The organism is Gammaproteobacteria bacterium, from assembly GCA_033344735.1.
Classification (GTDB): domain Bacteria; phylum Pseudomonadota; class Gammaproteobacteria; order UBA4575; family UBA4575; genus UBA1858.
The window spans coordinates 801,055-823,599 of sequence record JAWPMW010000001.1; the positions used below are offsets into that span (position 1 = coordinate 801,055).

20 protein-coding genes are annotated in these 22,545 nt (G+C 38.4%); 2 read left to right on the plus strand and 18 right to left on the minus strand.

The genetic code is table 11. The features are described 5' to 3' along the window. Positions 1-3: 3 nt before the first annotated feature. The 11 genes from R8G33_04210 to R8G33_04260 form a co-directional block, all read right to left on the minus strand. Complete coding sequence (locus R8G33_04210) at positions 4-2,820, minus strand: tetratricopeptide repeat protein (GenBank protein MDW3094858.1); 2,817 nt, start codon at positions 2,818-2,820, stop codon at positions 4-6. Then, positions 2,817-4,673 carry a hypothetical protein gene (locus tag R8G33_04215; protein ID MDW3094859.1) on the minus strand — a complete coding sequence of 619 codons (1,857 nt, stop codon included), beginning with the start codon at positions 4,671-4,673 and terminating at the stop codon, positions 2,817-2,819. The genes R8G33_04210 and R8G33_04215 overlap by 4 nt, the downstream gene beginning before the upstream one ends. A 76-nt stretch (positions 4,674-4,749) precedes the next feature. Then, the gene (locus R8G33_04220; GenBank protein ID MDW3094860.1) at positions 4,750-5,289 is read right to left on the minus strand and encodes an AraC family transcriptional regulator; all 540 of its coding nucleotides are present in this window, start codon (positions 5,287-5,289) and stop codon (positions 4,750-4,752) included. 34 nt (positions 5,290-5,323) lie between these two features. After that, a complete protein-coding gene (locus R8G33_04225; protein ID MDW3094861.1) occupies positions 5,324-6,460 on the minus strand; it encodes a DUF3570 domain-containing protein in 1,137 nt (378 codons plus the stop codon). After that, positions 6,447-6,677: a DUF4266 domain-containing protein gene (locus R8G33_04230; GenBank protein ID MDW3094862.1), complete on the minus strand. Its 231-nt coding sequence runs from the start codon at positions 6,675-6,677 to the stop codon at positions 6,447-6,449. Before R8G33_04230 ends, R8G33_04225 begins: the two co-directional genes overlap by 14 nt. A gap of 3 nt (positions 6,678-6,680) precedes the next feature. Then, complete coding sequence (locus tag R8G33_04235) at positions 6,681-7,196, minus strand: TlpA disulfide reductase family protein (GenBank protein MDW3094863.1); 516 nt, start codon at positions 7,194-7,196, stop codon at positions 6,681-6,683. A gap of 19 nt (positions 7,197-7,215) precedes the next feature. Then, a complete protein-coding gene (locus R8G33_04240; protein MDW3094864.1) occupies positions 7,216-7,854 on the minus strand; it encodes an outer membrane beta-barrel domain-containing protein in 639 nt (212 codons plus the stop codon). 19 nt (positions 7,855-7,873) lie between these two features. Then, on the minus strand, positions 7,874-8,647 hold the full coding sequence (locus R8G33_04245) for an outer membrane beta-barrel protein (protein ID MDW3094865.1): 774 nt from the start codon (positions 8,645-8,647) through the stop codon (positions 7,874-7,876). A gap of 23 nt (positions 8,648-8,670) precedes the next feature. Continuing rightward, a complete protein-coding gene (locus R8G33_04250; protein ID MDW3094866.1) occupies positions 8,671-9,195 on the minus strand; it encodes a hypothetical protein in 525 nt (174 codons plus the stop codon). Between the two features lie 30 nt (positions 9,196-9,225). Continuing rightward, the gene (locus R8G33_04255; protein MDW3094867.1) at positions 9,226-12,186 is read right to left on the minus strand and encodes a hypothetical protein; all 2,961 of its coding nucleotides are present in this window, start codon (positions 12,184-12,186) and stop codon (positions 9,226-9,228) included. Between the two features lie 193 nt (positions 12,187-12,379). Continuing rightward, positions 12,380-13,357, minus strand: coding sequence for an FAD:protein FMN transferase (locus R8G33_04260; protein ID MDW3094868.1), 978 nt, complete (start codon positions 13,355-13,357; stop codon positions 12,380-12,382). A gap of 143 nt (positions 13,358-13,500) precedes the next feature. Between R8G33_04260 and R8G33_04265 the strand changes: the two genes are divergently transcribed. Then, complete coding sequence (locus R8G33_04265; GenBank protein ID MDW3094869.1) at positions 13,501-14,769, plus strand: molybdopterin molybdotransferase MoeA; 1,269 nt, start codon at positions 13,501-13,503, stop codon at positions 14,767-14,769. 60 nt (positions 14,770-14,829) lie between these two features. Here R8G33_04265 and kdsB read toward each other — a convergent pair whose 3' ends face one another. Genes kdsB through R8G33_04300 form a run of 7 tightly spaced genes read right to left on the minus strand, consistent with a single transcriptional unit; the run spans position 14,830 to position 21,906 of the window. Further along, on the minus strand, positions 14,830-15,576 hold the full coding sequence (kdsB, locus tag R8G33_04270) for a 3-deoxy-manno-octulosonate cytidylyltransferase (GenBank protein ID MDW3094870.1): 747 nt from the start codon (positions 15,574-15,576) through the stop codon (positions 14,830-14,832). Then, positions 15,576-15,773, minus strand: coding sequence for a Trm112 family protein (locus R8G33_04275; GenBank protein MDW3094871.1), 198 nt, complete (start codon positions 15,771-15,773; stop codon positions 15,576-15,578). The genes kdsB and R8G33_04275 overlap by 1 nt, the downstream gene beginning before the upstream one ends. Further along, positions 15,766-16,773 carry a tetraacyldisaccharide 4'-kinase gene (gene lpxK, locus R8G33_04280; GenBank protein ID MDW3094872.1) on the minus strand — a complete coding sequence of 336 codons (1,008 nt, stop codon included), beginning with the start codon at positions 16,771-16,773 and terminating at the stop codon, positions 15,766-15,768. Before lpxK ends, R8G33_04275 begins: the two co-directional genes overlap by 8 nt. Next, complete coding sequence (msbA, locus tag R8G33_04285; GenBank protein ID MDW3094873.1) at positions 16,766-18,550, minus strand: lipid A export permease/ATP-binding protein MsbA; 1,785 nt, start codon at positions 18,548-18,550, stop codon at positions 16,766-16,768. Before msbA ends, lpxK begins: the two co-directional genes overlap by 8 nt. After that, the gene (locus R8G33_04290) at positions 18,525-18,953 is read right to left on the minus strand and encodes a biopolymer transporter ExbD (GenBank protein ID MDW3094874.1); all 429 of its coding nucleotides are present in this window, start codon (positions 18,951-18,953) and stop codon (positions 18,525-18,527) included. Before R8G33_04290 ends, msbA begins: the two co-directional genes overlap by 26 nt. After that, positions 18,950-19,585, minus strand: a complete 636-nt coding sequence (locus R8G33_04295; GenBank protein ID MDW3094875.1) for a MotA/TolQ/ExbB proton channel family protein — start codon at positions 19,583-19,585, stop codon at positions 18,950-18,952. Before R8G33_04295 ends, R8G33_04290 begins: the two co-directional genes overlap by 4 nt. 14 nt (positions 19,586-19,599) lie before the next feature. Next, positions 19,600-21,906 (minus strand): DNA internalization-related competence protein ComEC/Rec2, encoded by a 2,307-nt coding sequence (locus tag R8G33_04300; protein ID MDW3094876.1) that lies wholly within the window; start codon positions 21,904-21,906, stop codon positions 19,600-19,602. Between the two features lie 56 nt (positions 21,907-21,962). On the opposite strand from R8G33_04300, the gene R8G33_04305 reads away from it, so the two are divergent. Continuing rightward, the gene (locus tag R8G33_04305) at positions 21,963-22,496 is read left to right on the plus strand and encodes a DUF2062 domain-containing protein (protein ID MDW3094877.1); all 534 of its coding nucleotides are present in this window, start codon (positions 21,963-21,965) and stop codon (positions 22,494-22,496) included. Positions 22,497-22,545 lie beyond the last annotated feature (49 nt).

The following is a 22,545-nucleotide window of genomic DNA, read 5'->3' on the forward strand; positions in this document are numbered from 1 at the left end:
ATATTAATATATTGTCTCCACATAACTCTCTGATTTCTCAGTTCGGGCATATCGGGCTGGCACTAATTCACCTAACTCTCTAAGGCTTTCTCGAATCCATTGGTTATAGACACCATCAGCTGTTCTCCGTGCATTCAACTCAAATAAGTCAATTGCCTGTTCCTCGAAAGGAAATGCTTGTTCTTCCAGTAAAAATTCATACTGCGCCAGTTCTTCTTCCGATAGACCTCGAGGCCGATCAGATTGCATTAATGCACGACTAAAGTCATAGTAAATTAAGCCAGAATAGTAAGTTGCCGCTGTTGTCACCTCTTCAACCTTGTAAGCTCCCGCCAATTCAAAAGCTGCTAGCGCTCTTTCCATGAGTTTTTTCTTTACTTTCAAACTGGTCTTTAAAGGTATTTTCAAACGACTGGCATTAAATATTGTGTATTTGGGAATTGCTAACTGCAATGATGCGTTAGCAGCAATAAATTTCATACGATCAGTGCTAGCAGTTCCTGCAGTTGCTTCTGATTTAATAATATCTTGGCGCCACTGTTTAACCAGTTTATCTTCTTGACGTGATGAATATAAATCAACTAAAGACTGACGAACCTCTAAAGATGCCTCATAAGGTTTTGGAAATCTTTTGATATAAGTTTTATAAATTTCTATAGCACGATAATCATCTTTTTCTTTAGCGTATAAATCTGCCGCCACTAAACTTGATGTACGCTGTGTTTCTTTATCATTTGAATCATCCAAGCTAATTCTTTCGTATTCCTGAGCAGCTAAAAGATTCCGCTGATCTTTTTCATACACCAAAGCTAGTTTATGAGTAATTGAAGATTGCTCTTTGTGATCTGGGAATCGACCTCTAAAATCTTCCAATACGGTTGCTGCACGAGACCATTGTTCCGACTTAAGCAATAATGCTGCTGCATCATATTGTGCTGTAGGTCGAATATCTGAATCTGGTACAATTTGACCGACTCTTAAATAATGATTTACAGCAGCATCAGTTTCACCGGCCAACTGGCTTGCTTCACCTTGCTTATAAATAGATGCTGCTAATTTTTCTTCCAGTTTTTTACGTTCTTTTACATCTTTATTAACTAGCAAAATTGCTTGTTGATATGATACTTCAGAATCTGAGAAATCTTTTAGTTCAAATGACGAATGTGCTTTAACTGTCCAAGCACTTTTACGTAATTTAACATCACTATCTGCAAAATTTTCAACTAACAGGCTAGAGGCTTCGATCGCCCGCTTATAGTCTTTAATTGAGAATAAATCTTCAGCCGCCTTGGTTAAAGCCACTGGCGCTTCTGGATGTAACGGAAACTTATTAGCAAATTTAAATGTACTATCAATCTGTCTAGATTTAATAAGCGAACTTACATTAGCATCCTCAGTAGCGACTAGCCAATCATTAAACGCAACTAATGCTGCATAGCCCGCTTCAGAATCTTTAGCATGTGCTTGATATTGATAAGCCGTCTTCTCAAATTCTACAACTGCATTTTCATATTCTTTGGTTTCATACCAAATATCAGCTAGTAAGAAATTCATATGTGCCGAATGCGGATCTTTCGGAAATGAAGCAATATATGCTTTATACCAACGAGTTGCTTCTATGTAATCTGGTTTTTTCTTAGATTTTTGTGCCACTGCATGATAATACTTAGCTAAATCGATAATATTGGTTTTAAGAAACTCAACCACATGAGGAACTTTTTCGATTTGATTGTGTGTCCAGTACTCCGAATTGATATGATAATTTTCCACAAACTGCTTCTTAGCACTCAACACTTCTGATGGGAATTTTCCTTTCTTAAATGCATCGATTGCTCTAATTTGAAAATCAGGTGCTTGCCTATCAAATGGATTATGTTTTACAAATTCTCTAAAAGTATTTGCTGCATCACTAAAGCGTTGTTTCTCTAAGAATTGCACACCCAGACGATCATATATCAATGCTTCATAAGATCGTCGACCATAGCCATCGAAGTAACTTGAGATTTCTTTCGCTCCACCTAAATAGCCATAACTCAATGCTAAGGCACGTAAAGAATCATCTAATAGTTCTTTTTCTGGACGCGTTAATGCTTCAATATCTTTATCGACATCTTCTTTAACCATAGTATCGATAAGCGCAACAAAAGAATGTAACCCAACATCGTAGTCAAGCATCTTAAAATGTGACCAACCTTGCTTGTATAAAGCATGGCGATAAAAACGGCTATCCTTACCTAATTGAATTACTTCTGCATATGCATACTCAGCCTGTTTATATTTTTTATCAACAAATAGTGTTTCACCACGACGAAATTGCGCTTCAACGTAATAATCTGAATTTGGAAATTTAGCAATTAAGCGATCCAAACTATCCAACATTTTTTCACGTTCATCAGCCGCTTCATAAGCACGTGATAATTGATATAAAACAACATCGTTTAATTGATAATCTGATTTTTCATCCAACAAGTATTCATATAAATCAATTGTCTCTTTATAATTAATATCAATAGTAGTGAATTTCTCTGCTACTTGAGGACTCGAGACATCTACAGCTTGTAAATCTTCATTTTCTTCTAATCTTAAATCACCTAGTCGACGAATAACTTCAGGCGAGTCTTTCTCTTGATCTTCATCTACTAAAAGCTCACGATAACTATAAATAGCTTTTTTGCGGCTACTTTCAACAGGAATATCGTTTTTCACATCAACCTTATTACGCTCTAGATCTTCAATTGTGTAATAAGATCCTCCGCCCCAACCACAAGCTTGCAGTATTAAAATTAGCGCATAAACGCAATATAAACGAATACGCCTCATTGCTCGTCTCCAATAATTTCCGGGTTATCTATAGTCGCTTGATCATAAGCTTGAGCCAATGCAAGTTTAGCTTGCGCACGATAACTCTTCATAACTATCTTGCGTTTAACTAATTCACGTACAGCTAGCTTTTCAATCAGCTTACTTTGTTTATCATAAGCAATAACTAGTCTTGGCATTGCTTGTTCAATTCTTAACTTGATTTCATCAATGCGATACTGAAAACCACCAAATCCAAAACTAGCAACTTGATCAACTGTGCCTATAGATTTTTCTACATCTGCGAGATTAGTAATTTCTTGTTCAATAATTTTCAGCTCGCTTTTAGTCTTCCATTGCCTTTCTGCATATTGCTGGGAAACATTCCAATAAATACGCCCTTTAAGTAATTTAAGTCGTTCCAAGTTAACTATGTATTGTTCATTTGACGGATCTTGTTCGCTTAATTCTGTCAACTTATACTGCAGTCGTTCAATACGTTTAATATTCAGCAATTCATCATCATTTACAAATGCCAGAACATCTTGATTAGATTCTGCATTTTTCAATGTTTTAGTTAATTCTGCATATTTTGCTTGCAGCCGTTTTAACTGGGATCTTTTGAGAGTTTTTCCTGCAGCTGGTGCAGTTTCTTCATAACGGGCCTTGCGTGTATCTAACATAGTGTTAAAAACATGGATATTGTCCAACCAGTGTTGAAGATTATCTTGAAGAAATATTAAGTCGCGGAAGTTTTTAACTGCTTCATGAAATTGATGATCTGCCATCAATTCTGACAAATAGCGCATTTCCGGTATTGATGGAATGCTCTTTAATGACCAAAACCAACCTAATAAAGGCTCTTCTTGTGTTTTACCAATTAACGCGGTAATAAATTTGCCTTGTTCAATGGAAGCAATTGATTCTGTTAATTTGGTACTTTCAACTTGATAAGAATTAAGTGCATCTTCATAAGATTTAACGGCACGTCCATTAAGACCCAACTGACCATAACCATATGCAATAGCAAGTAATCCTTCTTGGACTGGCGTGGTTGTCAAACGACGATTTTTCAACTCCAACCAAGGAGTTAATGCTTTCTCATAGTTACCTTGTTCACTATGCGCCCACCCCATAGTTAATAATGAAATATCAGAATACAAGCCACTTAATCGCACATCCTCCAAATAGCTCTGCGCCTTTTCTGGTTGTGCTTTTAATAGTGCCAAACCGGCAACAAGATTAGATTTATCCCGCAATGTTAATTGATCAGAATTCCTTACTTTTTGTTTGCTGGCGCTTTTTAAGCTATCAATTCCATCATCGACATTGCCATTCCTAATATGTGCAATACCGAGATTATGCAGTGCATATGGTTTATGTGATTTGGGCGCTTTCCAACTATCTAATGTTGCGATAGCTTTTTCTGGTTGACCGATATCTAGATAAATTTGACTCTTTAGTAATTTAACATCATTAAAAATATCTTCATGTACAGCACCTTTGATGTTTTTTACGTACTCTGCTGATTTCGCTAAATAACCACGCTGATAAGATATTTTTGCAAGATAATAGTAGGCTCTATTTTTAACTGCATCATCAGTGTTTTCTTCTAGAATTCTAGCGAAGATTTTACCAGCTTCGTGATGCATGCCATAAGATAACTCTATTCCTCCTAATAGTAACTCATCATCTGGGCGATGATGTGCGACTCGATTTAGTTGTTGCGCTGCCAATAAGTGTGTAATTGATGTGAAATAATCATCTTGAAAGAAATGAAATAACACTTCACCGTAATGCAGATCTTTGACTGTATTGATGACTACATTTTCTTCAGCATAAGTAACCGTACTTGCTGACAGGCAAATAATCACAAAATACCTAATTAATCTAAGCAACATAGTCATTATTCAGTAACAGTTTAATTAGCAACTTCTTTAACCGATTCGTTTATTGCCATTCTTTAATAATAAATTCAGGCTGTTTTTTTATTTCACGATCTGAAATTTTCAACTCTAAATATTTCGCACCTAAACCTTTCTTTACCTTAATATCTGCACCACGACGGTAATCGCGGCCATTCGGCCCTTTACCTACAAGTATTGCGACTAGTTCATGTTCACCACTGGTGACATTGCCAATATATAGCTGTTGAACACCGCCACGATGTAATGCATCCACTTCTCGTTTGGTATAGAGGTAATTTGCAACGATTTTGTCATCTAACTTCAATTGCACAGAATCCAGATCAAAGAAATCACCAACGTCAACTGAAACGAATACAGCTATTTGCGTGTTTGCCGGAAAAAGCAATTCCTCTTCAAGCACGTAAAGATCGCGGTTAATCTCTAAAACTTCTTTCTTGAGATTTTGAACTCGTCCATCTAGCGACTTAAACTCATCATCCAGACTCTCATCTGTCTGCGTTGCAGCAATAACGCCACCCGTAATCATCAAAGTAACTATAAATATTAGTATTTTTGTAGGCATGTATACCCCCTTTAAATTATTCATACTCATCGGCTTAATACCTGACCGAGAAGAACAACTGCAATACTGCCGCATCAAATGAATATGTATCATCTGTAATGACAGAAAGGTCTTCTATCCCGCTATAATCGTCATACTGCGAATCGATATATTCTGCAGAAAAATTCAACGTCCCGTTATTGAAACCTGAATACTCATTAAAAATTTTATAACTGATCTTGCCGCCAATTGAATGACTATCAAATGAGCTTAATTCTTTATCTCTAGCCATATAATTTTGTGCGACAGCAAAGTTATTACTATAGAAATCCGCTGCATCTTGAGTGTAATAGCGTAAATACAAATCAGTTAACCAGCGTTCTCCGAAATATTGGGAGTAAGTAAAATCTACTGTATGCGCAACTATGTCCCAAGTATCCCTGAAATATCGATAACCCAATGATGTTGCACCTTTAAAGTCCCAGTACTTAGTGGCACGCACAGCAGTTGCTTGGCTTGTACGTGTTCCTGGATACACTTCAGACCCAAGTCCTTGAGGCACATTGCCTATTATGACAAAACGATATGGATTATTAATGAAACCATCTTCAATTATGGCTTCATAAGATAAGCTTGCTTTAATTTTACTGGTAAGCACTTGTGATATGGATGCGCGATATTGTGTACGCCTTAAGTCTTCCTCAAACTCAGGTGCATCAACACGCATAATAGTATCCCAACCATATGTAAAACCTAAGCTAACAGTAGTTAAATCACCGAACATATCATGTGATATGTCAAAACCAGCTGTATTAGCTTCGTAATCATTCTCATCGCTGTAAGTGTAAAATGTACTCATTAGGGTGTTGTCGTACAAATAATTACCGCCGATAGTGTATTCATCTCTATCTTCAGAGTACTTACTTGCACCCGCCAACACATCAGGAGATGCAGCTGTAATGCTGTCTTGATGATATTTCCCGTACACAGAAAATTTGTTTGCAAAACTTTTTCGTACTAACACAGTAGCTCCATCCACTTCTACTCCACCACCGTCATAGTAGTGATACTGAATATCTGCTCTATCTTCTGGCAGAGCAGCAGAAAACACTGGCCGACCAATCATCAACAAGCCAATAAGTGCGTTAATAATTATTGCGCAAATATTGAATTGAACCTTAGTTACAACCACAACCACTTCCTTGTGCTGAACCCGCACCTTTTGCACCTTCGCGCGTTTCAAAAACGTGCTGTCTAAATGAACTAAACACAGCATCACGATCTGGGTCCATAATGGGATCAGCAAGGTGTTCACGCTCGTAAGGCGCTACCCAAGGCTCAATAGGCTTAAAACTACATGCAGTCAAACCAATAGCAGTTAGCAATAAAATTGAAGATTTAATAATCATTGTTTATTCGAACTTCAAATGTTTAATTTGTTGCTGATAAAGACTAAGATAACTTTCTTTAAATCCGCGATGCATATATCTAATCTCTCCATTTCTATCAACAAGAATCGTCATTGGCATTGCATCAATGTCATATAACTTGCTCACTTTTTTTGACTCATCAAATAAAATCGGAAAATTAATTCCTAATTTTTTTGCAAGACGGATTGCTTTCTCTGGCTCCTCATCAATATTCACAGCAAGTAATTCAAAGTCATACTCATCATGTAAATCTCTTAATTCTGAAAGCTTGGGAAGTTCTTGTTGACATGGCCCACACCAAGATGCCCAAAAGTTTATCAACACCACTTTGCCACGATATTCACTAAGTTTTTTGTTATCACCTTGATCACTACGCAAGGTAAAATCTGGCGCAGGCTTTCCTAATAAATCACTACTGGCTATTAATGCAGACATAGAACCCAAGCAAGCCAGTGCTATTAAGATTAATAGATTACTTTTAGTTACAATTTTATTCATGATGCCCTCACATTCTTAACTAGAAGAATACGCCGAGGTTTAAAGTAGCTTCTAGGTTATGAGTGAATTCATTTTCACCTAGAAGATCTGTCTCGTAGATATAATCTCTAAAGTCAAAACGTACTGATAACCAGTCTGTTGGTAACACTTTCAAACCTACACCAGCGTGATATGCAAACTCGTCTTCATCAATGAACTCAACATTGCCCACACCAGCAAGAACATAAAAAGAACTACTCATAGCTATATCACGACCAAGAAACACTTCGCCCGGCAATATGTTGTACCCTACTGATAATGCGTAATATTCAACGTCCTGCGTTTCTTGAGGGAACAATGGCAAACCTAGCCGACGAAATGAATCATCCTTAACTTCTGATTCAGCATAAGTGGCTTCTACAAAGAAATCCTCTGTGATGTGATAAGCAGCACGTATACCAATAACAGGCTCAGAACCAAAATCTTCCACATCTAAAACGCCATAAAACCCCGTAATCTCAAAATCTTCTGTATCAATTTTTGGCACCAAAATATCTCGACGAAAAATATTTGGTTTAATTACCTGTTCCTGTTCTGCTTGATCTTCATCTTCTTCAGCCAAGACCACACTAGTGTTGATGCTAATCAACATTATCAGTAACACTGAAATCCATTTCATAATTTATTCCTTCCCTTCTTTAAAAGAAAAATCCAATACCGCCTGTAATTTCATCAAAGTCATCTGTCTCATCATCATTCGACAACACAATGTGATAACGATAATCTGCTCGAACGAAAAAACGTTCAGTTAAATAAAATCTTGCACCAATACCTGCATTAGCTAAATCAGAATCTGTATTTTCTGCATTGACCAACGTTGCTCGAGGTGTATTTTCGAATCGTCCATATCCAATAGTGAAATTAGGACTGATTCTCCAATTAGGAAAAGGTATTGAAACCAAATTGATGCTGTAAACATCAGAACTAGAAAAGTCACCAGCAACTTCTCCATAAGCTAATTCGAGTAAAATATTTTGAGAAAACTTGTACCCTAGACGAGCGGTAATAAAAGGATCACCTTCATAGTCTCCACCAGATACACCAAACTCAAAGCGTCGACTTAAATAATCACTAACTAGTACATCGCGAAAACTTTTGCTTGTACCTGCTTCAGTTAACGTACGCTCCATTTGAGAGCGCTCTACCCAACCTGTTTTATTTTTATCTGTTCTAACTTTGAACCAATCTGTCTTTCGCTTAATTATTGCTACCCATTCATGTCGATCAACCACATGAAAAATTGGAAACCCACGCCCAGGTCCCGTATGCATTTCTATATATGGATCTGCTATCTGCACACTTTGATATTCTTTTTCAGCGTATACGCTTTTATTCGATGTGATTAAAATCACAAAAGCAAATATCACATACTTTAAGTGAGTTATTGTTATGTTAAGAGTAAAGCGTTCCATGCTTGATATTTTTCTTTAAAGTTTTAAGGGGCGCAGCTTGCTAGATCTGCAGCTGATGGACCTGTCCCAGTTAATACAGTGCAATTAGTTGGACAAGTACCATTTGTTGTGCCGGCCCAATTAGCAATTTCTTGATAACAAGTTGCAGCAGTGCTGGCAAAGACATCTCCACCACCATGAGGGCCAACCGAAGCCACTCCTGAATCACCTACCAATGGTTCTGCGAGCAATCTGCTTTGTGGCACACTCGCCGGATTTACAAATGCTTGTGCTGAATTAAAATTAAAAGCGAAGTCCGCAGCTGAAATCGGATTTTGAATCAAGATAAAAGCACCACCGGATCCACCGGATGTATGACAAGCACTAGCAGCGCAACTAACGGTCGATGGACCAATGGGACCTTGTAAGATTGGACTAATACACAAGTCAAAAATATTGCTACACAAATTAGCCACACTACCGGGATCATCCTCAGTAGAAACATTGTCACATCCATATAAAATGATTAGCGTCGCAGCAAGCGACGCAAACCGCCGCTTCTTGTTCACGGGTTATAATTCTCCGTAACTATTTAATATTTAAATACAAGTTGGGTTATTTGCAGCACCCATGCTAATCCAGTTCAATATCACCCCATAAGTAGAATTCGGACTAGTGTCTACTAATACCGGTTGAGTGGCTCCCGCTGGATTTGCAGGATTCACCAACACTTGAGGGTGTGGCAAATTAGGTGCGACATTGTCTGAAATCGGTCTTAATAACAAATCATTATTGGCTGGCGTGCATAAATCGTTAATCATTGAAATAGTAACGTTAAAGTCTCCGCTAGCATTACCAGTCAATACAAAGCGATTTTGGCCACTGGAAGGATTTGCACTGTTATCAGCATCTTCGCCAGGTGCGTGACATGACTGACAATCTGTCATTAAACGCGGATGTACATTTGTATTAAACTCAGCTTGACTAACACCTACATTTGAAAGTAGATCAGCTTTTACTTGATAAACGCCCCCGACTAACTCAAACGGATCATTAATATATTGAGCACCAATATCTACCCATTCAGTGACTAAACGTTTTTCAGAAGCATTCATGAACAAGCTATGATCTAACGCCCCTAGTGTATGCTCGTTATCAGCGCGTAACTTCCTATTATAAATTGTTTCTATTAGATGACTGGTACGTGAACTATTTGCTGAGCCACCTACTGACACTAATGGTTCATTACGTAAGAAAACAACTTCACCATCTTGTACCACTGGAGGTAATGGTTGACCAAGAATGTCTTTCTCAAATGTTCCTACTAATAGCTGATCGTAAGAAATAATTCTTCCACCAAGTCCACCAAGTCCACCTTCTAACGTTAATCCAGCGGAAACAGCTTCATTAGCAAGCAATGCATTGTTGTGACAGTTGACACAAGTACATCCACCATCGTTTATTGCACCTGCAGCACTACATTCACCCAACACATCAGGACGCACTTTGTCCCATAATGGTTGAATGTGTTCTTCATAATTAATACGAATACGACCATTAGGCGCAACTGGTGGAGGTGTATCTAAATCATCATATGAAATAATTTGTTGCTGAATACCACCGACACTTATTGCTGCCCATACCGGCGTGTAAATAATATTTGGCTGCAAATCACCTGAGGTAGGATCATTATTAGCTTTCGTGTCTGCCATTGTTTCACCTGCCGCAACCGCCCAGTTATTAATATTAACTGCATGGCTGCCTGCAATTGGCGCAGAATTCAAAGGTTCTGTCGCTCGTCTTGGCGAGTGACACCCGTTACATGTTCGCACTTCACCAGGTCGCACTTGCAACCAGTTTGTATGTGTTTGGAATGCACGCCCTTCTCTATCAAGCACTGTCATTGCTAATGCAGTATCAGCCGGGACTTTTACACGGTACGAACCATCTGGTTCAATTTGCGTGTAACCTAGAATCTCTTGCATCTCAAATTCACTTTCACCAATGGCATCCATAATCATGCCGGGAGGTGTTGGTATAGCCCGTGTTACGCGAACAAAACGTGCAACACGATTAGCAAATTCTGCTGTACTTGGATCTTTCATCAATGCTAGATCAGGCTCACCGGTGATAGTTTTAGGAATCACTTCTCCTGCTGCAAGCACTGAATCACCCATAATGTCTAATCCATCAGTGTCATATACACTTCGTACATTAAACACGCCCATGCCAGTTCCTCCCAGGCCATTAGACTCTGTTGCTAGTGCAGGGTCAGGGAATTTATCTCCAATAATCGCGGGTGTATCGCCCAATCCACGAGGAATAATTGCAATTGGATCAACTAATGCTCTACCCGAAGTTGCCAAATGCACAGGACGTAAGGTGCCACTACTTAAATCCATCATATAAATACTATATTCCGGCACACCTTGATCAAGCTCTGAAACACCTGTCATAGGATCAGTTACTGCTGTTGGATTTGGTGGTGCAGGTCTGAACGATACTAATGCGCGATTTGTACCATCCCATAATGGATAAGGTGTAGTGAATCGACCACCTGGTGAAAACTCATCATCGTAGCTTACTGTTAAATTAGTAAGTTGTACTTTTGTTTGACCGTTACAATTTTGAGGCAGCCCTGGTCCTGGCTCACATGCATCAGAATAATTTTTAACGTCTAATAACATAATCGCACCCGCTTCATTTGTGCCAGATAAAGGCATCAATGAAGTCATCACACGACCATCTTGCATCTCACGTGGGTGTAAAAAACTATTGCCCGGACTAAATGCACCATATTCTACAAATAGATTAGTGCCGTCAGGATTAGCAAAAAATACTGGAAAGTGGTTTCGGTTCGCGAAGTGATCCCAACGCGAATACATAATCTCACCAGTCTTAAGTACCGTGGCATTACGATCGTGACTTTGATTAAACGAGATTTGGGTTATTTCTTGTGTAATTGGATCAAACACATGTAATGCAATCGTTTGTTCACGCTCATACTCATCTAAATAAGTGTATGGCTGGACATTTTCTTCAAGCATTTTTTGTTGTGTTGTTTTTTGGCGACTTGACGAAAATACAATTCTTCCATCTGGAAGATACGCTGGGTCAACATCATCTGCTAATTCAGCGACAGCTGTGTCTTGAATTAGACGAGACATGGTATTGGAACCTAAATCTATTTCCCAAATATTGAATGTAGAATCGTTAGGGCCACGCATGGCAAATACAACTTTACTTGCATCAAAATTAACTTCAGGGTCAGACACATCACCTTGACCTTGTGTATACGACGCCGTTAAATTAGTCGACTCAGAAAGTGGCGCCGAAACATTTTTCATGTATAAATCACCACCTGGTGAAAAACGCACACCATCTGTTGGATTTCCTAGTGCTGCGGTATTTCTTTGCGCATATACGATTGGAAAATCACCATTAATGATCACCCCATCTTCATCCGTTGTACCACCACCACAACCAGTGACCGAGACAGCAAGTGCCCCACCGATTGCCAACATGCATATATGTAAGCTTTTAGCCCATTTAACCGCCATAACCGACTACTCCAAATAAAATTCTGTTTACGTGAACAGAATCTAGTTATTTATGATGGCGATTATTGTGGAGAGTGAAGGTGTGAAACGGTCGATGTTGATAAACGGCAAATGCCTTCAGATGGATGGAGCAAATTTAATTATGTGAAAAACTTCAATAAAAACAATACACATAGGAAATATTTTTGTGAACTCAATCAAGGTTTTGCAACCCACTAGAAAAGAGCAAGTTACCATTCTTGTCAACGATAATTCCCTCTATTTTATCGAGTGATTCCAATAATTGCAGACCTTTAATAGACCCCATCACAAATACACTTGTGGATAGTGCATCAGTATCGATGGCTTTAGGACCCAATATTGTGACACTACGAACTGTACGTGCTGAATCTCCCGTCTTTGGGTCGATAATGTGATGGTATCTTACGCCATCTTCGTCAAAATAGCGCTCATAATCACCAGAGGTTGACAATGCTTCATTAACCAAAGGAATTTTCGCAATCACTTTATCTTTATTCATAGGATGACGAATACCAATTACCCAAGGCCGCCCTAAACGATCTCCTAATATGCGTGTATCACCGCCTGCAGTGACTGAAATATGTTCAATACCAAGTTTTTTAGCTCGTTCAACTGCTAGATCAACAGCATAACCTTTAGCAATCCCACCCAAATCAATACGTACACCTTTGTGTTTATAATGAATGGTCTGATCTGACTTATTCAAATCTATAAACCGAAAATTCACTCCCGTTAACTGTTCTTCAAGCTGCGTTTGATTAGGTCGAATTGATTTTCGATAGTTGTACAAATAACCAACACTCGCGTAAGTAATATCAAAAGCACCAGCCGTTTTAACCGAGTATGCTAGTGACTGATTAATCACCGAAAATAGTTCGGAGCTAATCTGTATTACTTTTGAACTTGCGTCACGATTCACCAAAGATAATTCGCTACTCTCTAAATAAGGACTCATGCTCTGATTCACCTCATCCATGGTCTTTAAGACCAGTTCAGCAGCCTGTTGCGCAATGGTTATATCCTCATGCCACACTTCCGTATGAATGGTAGTCCCCATGATTTTAGCATCACGCACTACCCATTCAGCACTCAATGCTAATGATGATGCACTAAATATAAATACGCTTATGAGTAAAATAATTTTATTCATTATTCGGATTATAAAATCATTAATAAAAGACCGGGCATTTCAAAGCCTAGATATTTCATTATCGCTTAAATTACAATCTCACACGAATATAATAACCACTAGCTAGATTCCCGCCTTCTCTGGAATAACGTAGAATTGATGCCATGACAGATAAAAAAATAAAATACAATCCTAGCTGCATGGACGATTACGACCCCTCTTCTATGGATGCGCAAATTGCTCAGCAGCATATCCTGCATTCTATTAACTCAATCACAGAGACAGAAGTAGTTCCTATCAGAGAGGCATTACACAGAGTGGTTGCTGAAAATATACGCTCAACCATTAATGTACCTGGTCACACCAATTCAGCTATGGATGGTTATGCCATAAAAAGTAGTGATATACCTAGTGAAGAAACAAAACAACTTAATCTAATTGGCACCGCATGGGCGGGCCGCCCGTTCAATGGCAATGTAAACGATAATGAGTGTGTGCGCATTATGACTGGCGCTGCAATGCCAAAGAATACTGACACAGTTGTTATGCAAGAACATGTGCAGATTAACGACAAAATCATCACAATAGACAACAAACAACAAGCCCAGCAAAATGTACGCCAAGCTGGCGAAGACATTGCAGAAAATGATCTTGTGTTTACACCAGGCAAGTTTCTCAATCCCTCTGATATAGGATTAATTGCATCATTAGGAATTGGTGAAATAAAAGTGATACGTAAGTTACGTGCAGCCTTCTTCTCCACTGGTGACGAACTCGTCTCCATCGGCACTCCATTGGAAGTCGGGCAGATATACGATAGCAATCGTTATACATTATGGAGCATGCTTACACGTTTAGGCGTCGAAATAAATGATCTAGGCGTTGTACGAGATACACCCGAAGCAGTTGAAGACGCTTTCTTAAAAGCTTCCAATAATGCAGATATTGTTATTACCTCAGGCGGGGTGTCAGTCGGGGATGCAGACTTTGTCAAAGAAACGTTAGAAAAATTAGGTGAAGTAAATTTTTGGAAGGTCGCCATGAAACCTGGCAGACCTCTCGCTTTCGGAAAAATAAGAGACGCTTACTTTTTTGGCTTACCCGGCAACCCTGTTTCAGTAATGGTTACATTTTATATCTTTGTACAAGCAGCAATTGAAAAAATGATGGGATGCGAACCTAAAGCACGCATAGAAATTCAAGCAATATCAAAAAGCGAATTACGCAAACGTCCTGGACGTGTTGAATACCAACGAGGCACCTACACATTGAATGAAGACGGAAAATATATTGTAAGCAAAACAGGCGCGCAAGGTTCAGGCATACTGCGTTCTATGTCTGATGCCAATTGTTTTATCTTTTTACCGATGGATAGCAACGGCATAAAAATCGGAGATAAAGTTGAGATTTGGCCATTTGATTCATTTGTGTAGCCCAAGAAAAATTGTATAAGCAAAAATGCATGCTAATTAACTCAACTATTAACATCAAATTTAATTATTTATCTTCAATCGATGGTAGTCATCCATTGTATCGACACCTATTCCTGGATATTCTAGACATTCATCAATAATAATTTCGTCACCATTTTCTAGTGCACGTAGCTGCTCCAACTTTTCAATCATCTCTAATGGTGATGGAGACATTTTAATAAACTGTTTCAAGTAACGTACACGGTAAGCATATATGCCTACATGACGAAAAACATGATTTTCTTTTAATACTTTTACATCCACGTTGCGAATGAAAGGCAATGAGCTACGACTAAAATAAAGCGCTCTTCCTTTTGAGTTTTTTGTAACTTTAACTACATTTGGGTCATCATACTCCTGAATTGTTTGGATACGCTGGCATAACGTACCAATCATTGCGTTGGTATTTTTCAAAAGCAAGTCAGCTACTTGTTTAATATTTGCGGCCGGCATTTGTGGTTCATCACCCTGCACATTGACGATGACTTCATCATCTGCCCAACCTTGCTGTTCTACTGCTTCTGTTATGCGATCAGTTCCAGACATATGATCACTACTGGTCATACAGACTTGCGCATCAAATTTTATTGCTGCTTCAGCAATGCGTTCATCATCTGTCGCTATAAGAACAGACTCAGCATTACTCTCACATGCATTTTGATACACATGTTCAATAATGGGCTTGTGTTGAAATGTTAGCAGAGGTTTTCCTGGCAATCGACTCGAGGCATAACGCACAGGAATAACAACTCGAAATGAGTTAGACATTATTTTTTCTTTTTATAGTATTGATACTCGTCATCATTAATCTGACGCGCCTCTTCTTCCAACATCACCGGGATATCATCGCGAATAGGATAGGCCAAACGTGCAGACGTAGAAATTAACTCTTGTTTTTGTTCATCATAAATTAAAGGCCCTTTGGTCACTGGGCATGCCAAAATATCCATCAATTTCTTATCCATTCAAATCCCTCAATAATGTGTTAACACGCGACATAAAATCATCTGGCAATACTGTTTGCACTGGGACATACCACGCATTATCTAATGCTAATTTTTGGCATTTTACCGCATCTTTCTCTGTCATTAGTATTGGATTTTGATCTGAAAATGAAAAATCACTCAGTTCGTAGTGCACATGATCTGGATAGGCATGCTCAATCACTTTCAACCCCAACGATGTTAGGTTATTAAAAAAACGATTAGGATTGCCAATTCCAGCAACGGCATGCACAGCTTGATCTTTGAAATTCGCTATTGAACATTTGTTATTTGAATCGCTTAATGAAACACATTCACTAAGCTGCAATTTCATACAATCCTCACTGACTGGCGGAACTACTTTTGATGTGGCGACAACGAAATCTGCATCTTGTAATCGCTTGATTGATTCTCGTAATGGACCGGCAGGTAATAACTTATGATTACCAAATGCACGCTCTCCATCGATCATAATAATTTCAATATCATGTTCAAATCGATAATCTTGCACACCGTCATCACAAATTATCACATCACATTGATGATCTTTAATTAATTTCTCAATAACGTCCACCCTATCCTCACCGACCATTACTGTCGCACATGTGTTGTTAAAAATCATTAAAGGTTCATCGCCAACATAATACGCACTATGAGACTCTTCTACCGTTACTGCTTGAGTTGCCTGCCTGCCATAACCGCGACTCGCAACTCCTGGCTTAAACTCTTGCCGCTGCAGATTTTTCACTAGCGCAGTCACCATAGGTGTTTTACCGGTTCCACCAACCGTTATATTGCCAACGACAATTACTGGAACCGGAAAATTAATTTTTGAATGACATTGCTTCCATTTCCGTGCTTTTGCAGTCACAGCAAACACACCAGACAATGGCAACAGCAAATAAGATAATATATTCGCACCATACCAAACAGAATTCACCCATAGATGTGGGCTTTGTTTTTTTTTCGTTTGATTAGACATCTAGCCCAGATGATTTTTTAAATTGCCGATGATAGAGATTGGCATATTCACCATTTTTATTAACAAGTTCTGTGTGCGAGCCACGTTCTACTACTTTACCTTGGTCCATAACATAAATTTCATCAGCGCTTTCAATGGTAGATAAGCGATGCGCAATAACAAAAGTGGTGCGGTGCTTACGTAACTCATTTAGTGCTTCTTGTATATGATATTCAGACTCAGAATCTAATGAAGAAGTTGCCTCATCTAAAATTAAAATTGGAGCATCTTTCAATAACGCACGTGCAATAGCAATGCGCTGTCTTTGACCGCCAGACAACAATAAACCTTTATCGCCTACTCTTGTTTCATATTTTTCTGGCAGCTTTTCAATAAATTCTGCTGCATGCGCTTGTTCAGCAGCTTTGATGACATCTTGCCTGGTTTTATTTGGCATTGCATAAGCAATATTATTTTCAATTGTATCATTAAATAGAATCACATCCTGACTTACCATTGAAATATTATTACGTAGACTTTTCAATGAAATGTCTCCAATCAAATGACCATCTATTTTTATTTCACCTGATTTAATTTCATAAAATCTAGGGATCAATTTAACCAATGAAGACTTACCACTACCAGATTTACCAACAAATGCGATCAACTGATTTGATTTTGCAGATAAATTAACATCAGTTAATACTGTCTCAGGCTTTGATGGATATTGAAAAGAAACATGATTGAATTCTATTTCACCACGGCATTTATCAAGCTCGACCAGACCTTTATCATTTTGAGCGGGTTGATCAATGAGATTAAACACACTTTCACTCGCGGCAATGCCCGCTTGAAGTATTTGATTGATAGTCGTTAACTTGCGTGCCGCATTGAGCATCCCCATGACGGCTGCAACAAAACTAGCAAATGAGCCTGCAGTCAAGTCCCCCTTTACAGACGGCATAAAGGCGACATAAATAACCACGGCAAACGCAATACCAACAATCATCTGAACTAAAGGTGTATTAATAGCCTTGACAGCAACAAATTTTGTTTGATTACGACGGTTTTTTTCATTAATCAATTCGAATCGACTAATTTCTTCTGACTCTGCGGTAAATAGTTTTACAAGTGCTTGCGCACTAACAGACTCTTCTACTCTGGAAGTAATATCACCAGTTGACGTTTGAATTCTATGGCTCAGTTTTCTAAAACGCAATGTTGCGTAACGAATAACGACGTAAACTAAAGGTGCTGATATAAATAGTACTAGTGTTAATTTCCAGCTCAAATAAAACATCAGCCCTATTAGAAATATTACTGTCAAAGTATCGCGAACAATAATAGGAATACTTTTAGATGCCGCCCAAGAAACACGCTCCACATCAAATGTGAATTTAGAAAGCGTAGAACCTAGTTTGACAGAATCGTAATACGATGATGGAAAGTAGAGTAACTTCTCATGCATCTCTGTACGCAACACCTTAACAATTCTTTGTCCAATACTTCCAATATAATAAAGGCCAAGAAAGCTACCGACACTTCGCACAATAAAAATTACTGCGATGGTCAGCGGTATCCAGGCTAGCTCTGCATTGCCATCAGCAACAAAAGCTTCATCGATAATTGGACCTAACAACAAGGTAAATGCAAGTTGACATGCAGCCACAACAGCCAAGCCAATGACTGCCAGCACTAATAGTAATTTATAATTCTTTAGATATTTTAAGAGACGAAGGTATACCGACAAGCCTGATGTATCTTGATCTGAATTACTTTTTGATGTCGTGTTGCTCACTTGATGCTGCAATGAATACCTTATTTATACCAATCTTGCCAGCTGCATCCATGATAGATACAACAAATTGATGAGGAGTTTGGGCATCAGCTCGTATGGTAATTTTTTCAACATTATATTTTTTAGTCAGTTTAACTAGTGCCGACTCTAAAGTACGCGACTGACCATCTAGTAAAGTTTTACCGTCCATGTAGTATTGACCATTACGATCAATCACCACTTCTAAGTTCTTTTCTTCTTGAGATTGTACCGCATTACTAGCCTTAGGTAATTCTATCTTTAGGCTTGCATCATTATCAAAAGTAGTAGTTACCATGAAAAATATCAACAATAAGAACACCACATCAATTAGCGGAGTTAGGCTAACATCGGTTTTATCTTCTTCGTCTAGGTTAAATTTCATGACTTAGTAGTTTCACTAGATTCTGCTTTGCGGGAACCTTGCATAACTTCGACTAGCTTAATTGCTTCACCTTCCATGTCCACTACCAAACCATCTACTTTACGACGGAAATAGCGTACAAAGAAAATTGCAGGAATAGCAACAGATATACCTGCCGCCGTGGTAATTAAAGCTTTTGAAATACCATTGGCCAACTCTGCTGGGTCACCAACCCCCACACTGGTAATGACAGCAAATACTTGAATCATACCCACCACTGTACCTAGCAGCCCTAATAATGGTGATATAGCGGCAATAGTCCCAAGTGTTGTTAAAAACAATTGCAGCTCATATGCCGTATGTCGACCAGTCTCTTCAATACTTTCACGCATGACATCGCGAGTACTAAAACGATTCATTAATCCTGCTGCTAATATTCTGCCTAATGGCGAGCTATCTCTTATTGCGACAACTTTTTTGTCATCAAGTTGATTGTTCTGGTCTAACTTCCATACTTTTGCTACTAAGTTTTCAGGAGCAACACGTTTTTTTTGTAAACTCCAGAATCTCTCTAGCACTATCGCTAAAGCAATTACCGAACAACCTAAGATAGGCAGCATTAGCCAACCGCCTGATTTGATTATTTCAAACACTCTTTAGATATCCCTTATTCTATTGGATCACTAGTCTCTTGTTGTGTGGAATGCCAATAGCGTTTGCTATCCAGCCTATGTTGAGCCTGAATTTGCAGACCATCATTAGCGTCAAATAGAAACGTCACCGCTCCTTGGCGTGCTGTTTCCACAATTTGCGCTCCCATCTCTTGGTAACGCTGGCTAATAGTAGCATGAGGAAACCCATATCTGTTCCGATAACCCGCTGAAAAAACGACAGTTTGAGGATGAACAAGGTCAACAAACCGATAACTCGAAGATGACTTGCTGCCATGATGAGGTGCAATGATTAAATCACTGGCCAAATTATCACCATATTGGGCAATTAACTTTTCTTCAGCTGATTTTTCGATGTCCCCACTAAGCATAATATTGCCAGCTGAATGAATAATTTGCAGTACACATGATCTGTTATTGTCGTTTGAATGCCACTTTTCCGGCGGATGTAATACTTGAAATTTCACTCCATCCCAATGCCATTCATCACCAGATCGACATAATTTTACTGGCTTAAAATCGTATAATCTCGGAAGGTTACTCACCATTAACTCTCTGACCACACCTGCAGCAAGTATTGAATGCATACCACCTGAATGGTCATTGTCGTTGTGGCTAACTATTGCTAAATCGACTTTAGAGATATCACGCGATCTCAAAAATGGTAATACGACCACTTCTCCAGTGTTAAAGCCTGATGGCGAACGTGCTCCAGCATCATAAATTAAGGCATGATTTTTTGTTTCAATAACAACTGATAATCCTTGACCAACATCAAGTACGGTCATACGCATTTGATGATTCTTTAATCCAGGTTCTTTTATCAAAAACAGCCCAGTTAGCAGAACACATGCTAAATACCGAGCTGGTAATCCTTTAGCTTGCACTAACATAAATAGCCCTAATTCATAAGCAATCACACCCATTAACTTAGGACTAAATTCTAATGAAGAGTATTTAAATTTTGCAGATTCATTCAAACTCCACCACAGCCAAGCAAACAATTGATCAATCACAGAAAACATTGAATGACATAATGGCGCATCAAATAAAAACAATAATTGTGTGAGTAATAACAATGGTAGCAATAAAAAACTAACTAAAGGTATTGCTATTAAATTAACTACAGGAGAAATAACTGATGCTTGCGAAAAGAAAAATAAACTAATGGGAAATAATGCAAAGCCCAAATAACATTGCACCGCAACGATGCGAAACAATTTACTTTTCCCTTCGGTACTTTTAAGCACTATGAAAATAAACAAAACTGCAAGAAATGACATCCAAAACCCAGCGGTTAATACTGATAAAGGATTTATAATTAACACCAATAGCAATGCACATGACAATACAGGGATATTTATCACTGGCTTACGCAACAAAATGGCAAGCAATCCTGCCGTGACCATTATTAATGCGCGTTGAGTAGGTAAAGAAAAGCCAGCAAGATATGCATAAAATGTTGAAGCAATCATTGCAAATATAGCGGCAATAACACGCGCAGGTATCATTTCGCAAATCCATGCACTGCAACGAACCAAGCTAGCTGTAACAAAGAAAACCACTAAACTAATGGCGCTCAAATGCAATCCTGATATAGCTAACAAATGTGATGTGCCAGTCTTGCGTAATACTAACCACTGCTGCTGATTAATATTTTCACGATGACCGAAAGTTAGCGCTTGCATTAATTGTGAATACTCATAATTTGGTGCAATTGCTTGAAACTGAGATATCCATATCTGCCTGAGACTTACTTTATCATCTACTTTTTTATCTTGGATACATTGTCCAGAACGCACATAACCTCGAGCACCAATACCCTTTATGAACATATTTTTTTCATAATCAACATTACCAGGATTAGAAAATCCCCAGATTTTTTTAAGACGCACTACAAAATCGCATTGTTGATAATCTTGAATTTTATTCTCAGCTTGAAACCAACTTAATATGACTTTCTCAGGAATATTTGAGTCTAATTGAGCAATTGAGGACTCATTAATATTGAAAATAAACTTAGAAAATTGATGACTTTCTGATTTTACTTCTGATATATAACCAGAAACTTGAACATCCTTCCCTTCTAACTGTTCTGATAATTGCGGGTAAACCATGTACAAAGAAAAAATAAATGACCACAAATAACCCAAAGAAAAAAATAATATAGGTAATAAGCTGAATTTCTTAGCGCATAAATAAATACTGGCAGGCAACAATAACAAGCAAAAATATGATGGCATTACACTAGAAGTCTGAAATACAATGACACCTAGCAAAAATGATAATGAGATATTTGCCATGTTCATGTCATAATCATTAGAGATTATTCATTTATGTTGATTACCAGCACGGTTTAATGCCTAGAAAATTATTAAAAAAATTATTCCCAAATCTAGACTCGATTAGAAATAGTCAGTCATTGGAAATGTTTGGCCATGCCGGCAAAGAACCAAATCTTTGGCATTTAAACCGCCGTTCAGTTTCACGTGCTGTGGCTGTGGGTTTGTTTTGCGCATTTGTGCCAATTCCTGGCCAAATGATATTGGCTGCAGCATTAGCAATTATATTGCGCGCGAATATTCCCATCTCAGTGATTTTGGTGTGGGTGTCTAATCCCGTGACCATGCCAGCACTTTTTTATACTGCGTATAAATTCGGAGCAATGCTTTTAGATGTCCAATTACAGCCTTTCCAATTTGAATTTAGCTTGAATTGGTTATTTACTGAATTACAAGATCGATGGCAACCTTTCTTGGTGGGATGTTTGTGCAGCGGCGCACTAGTGGGCGCAATTGGTTACGGATTAGTACAAGCCTATTGGCGCTGGTACGTTTCTAAGGTATGGGTAAATCGTAAAAGTTATAAACGTGCTAAGAATATCAACAGTTAAATAATCATATGACTCTTGCTCTATATGTAATTTCGTAACTATGTAGTAC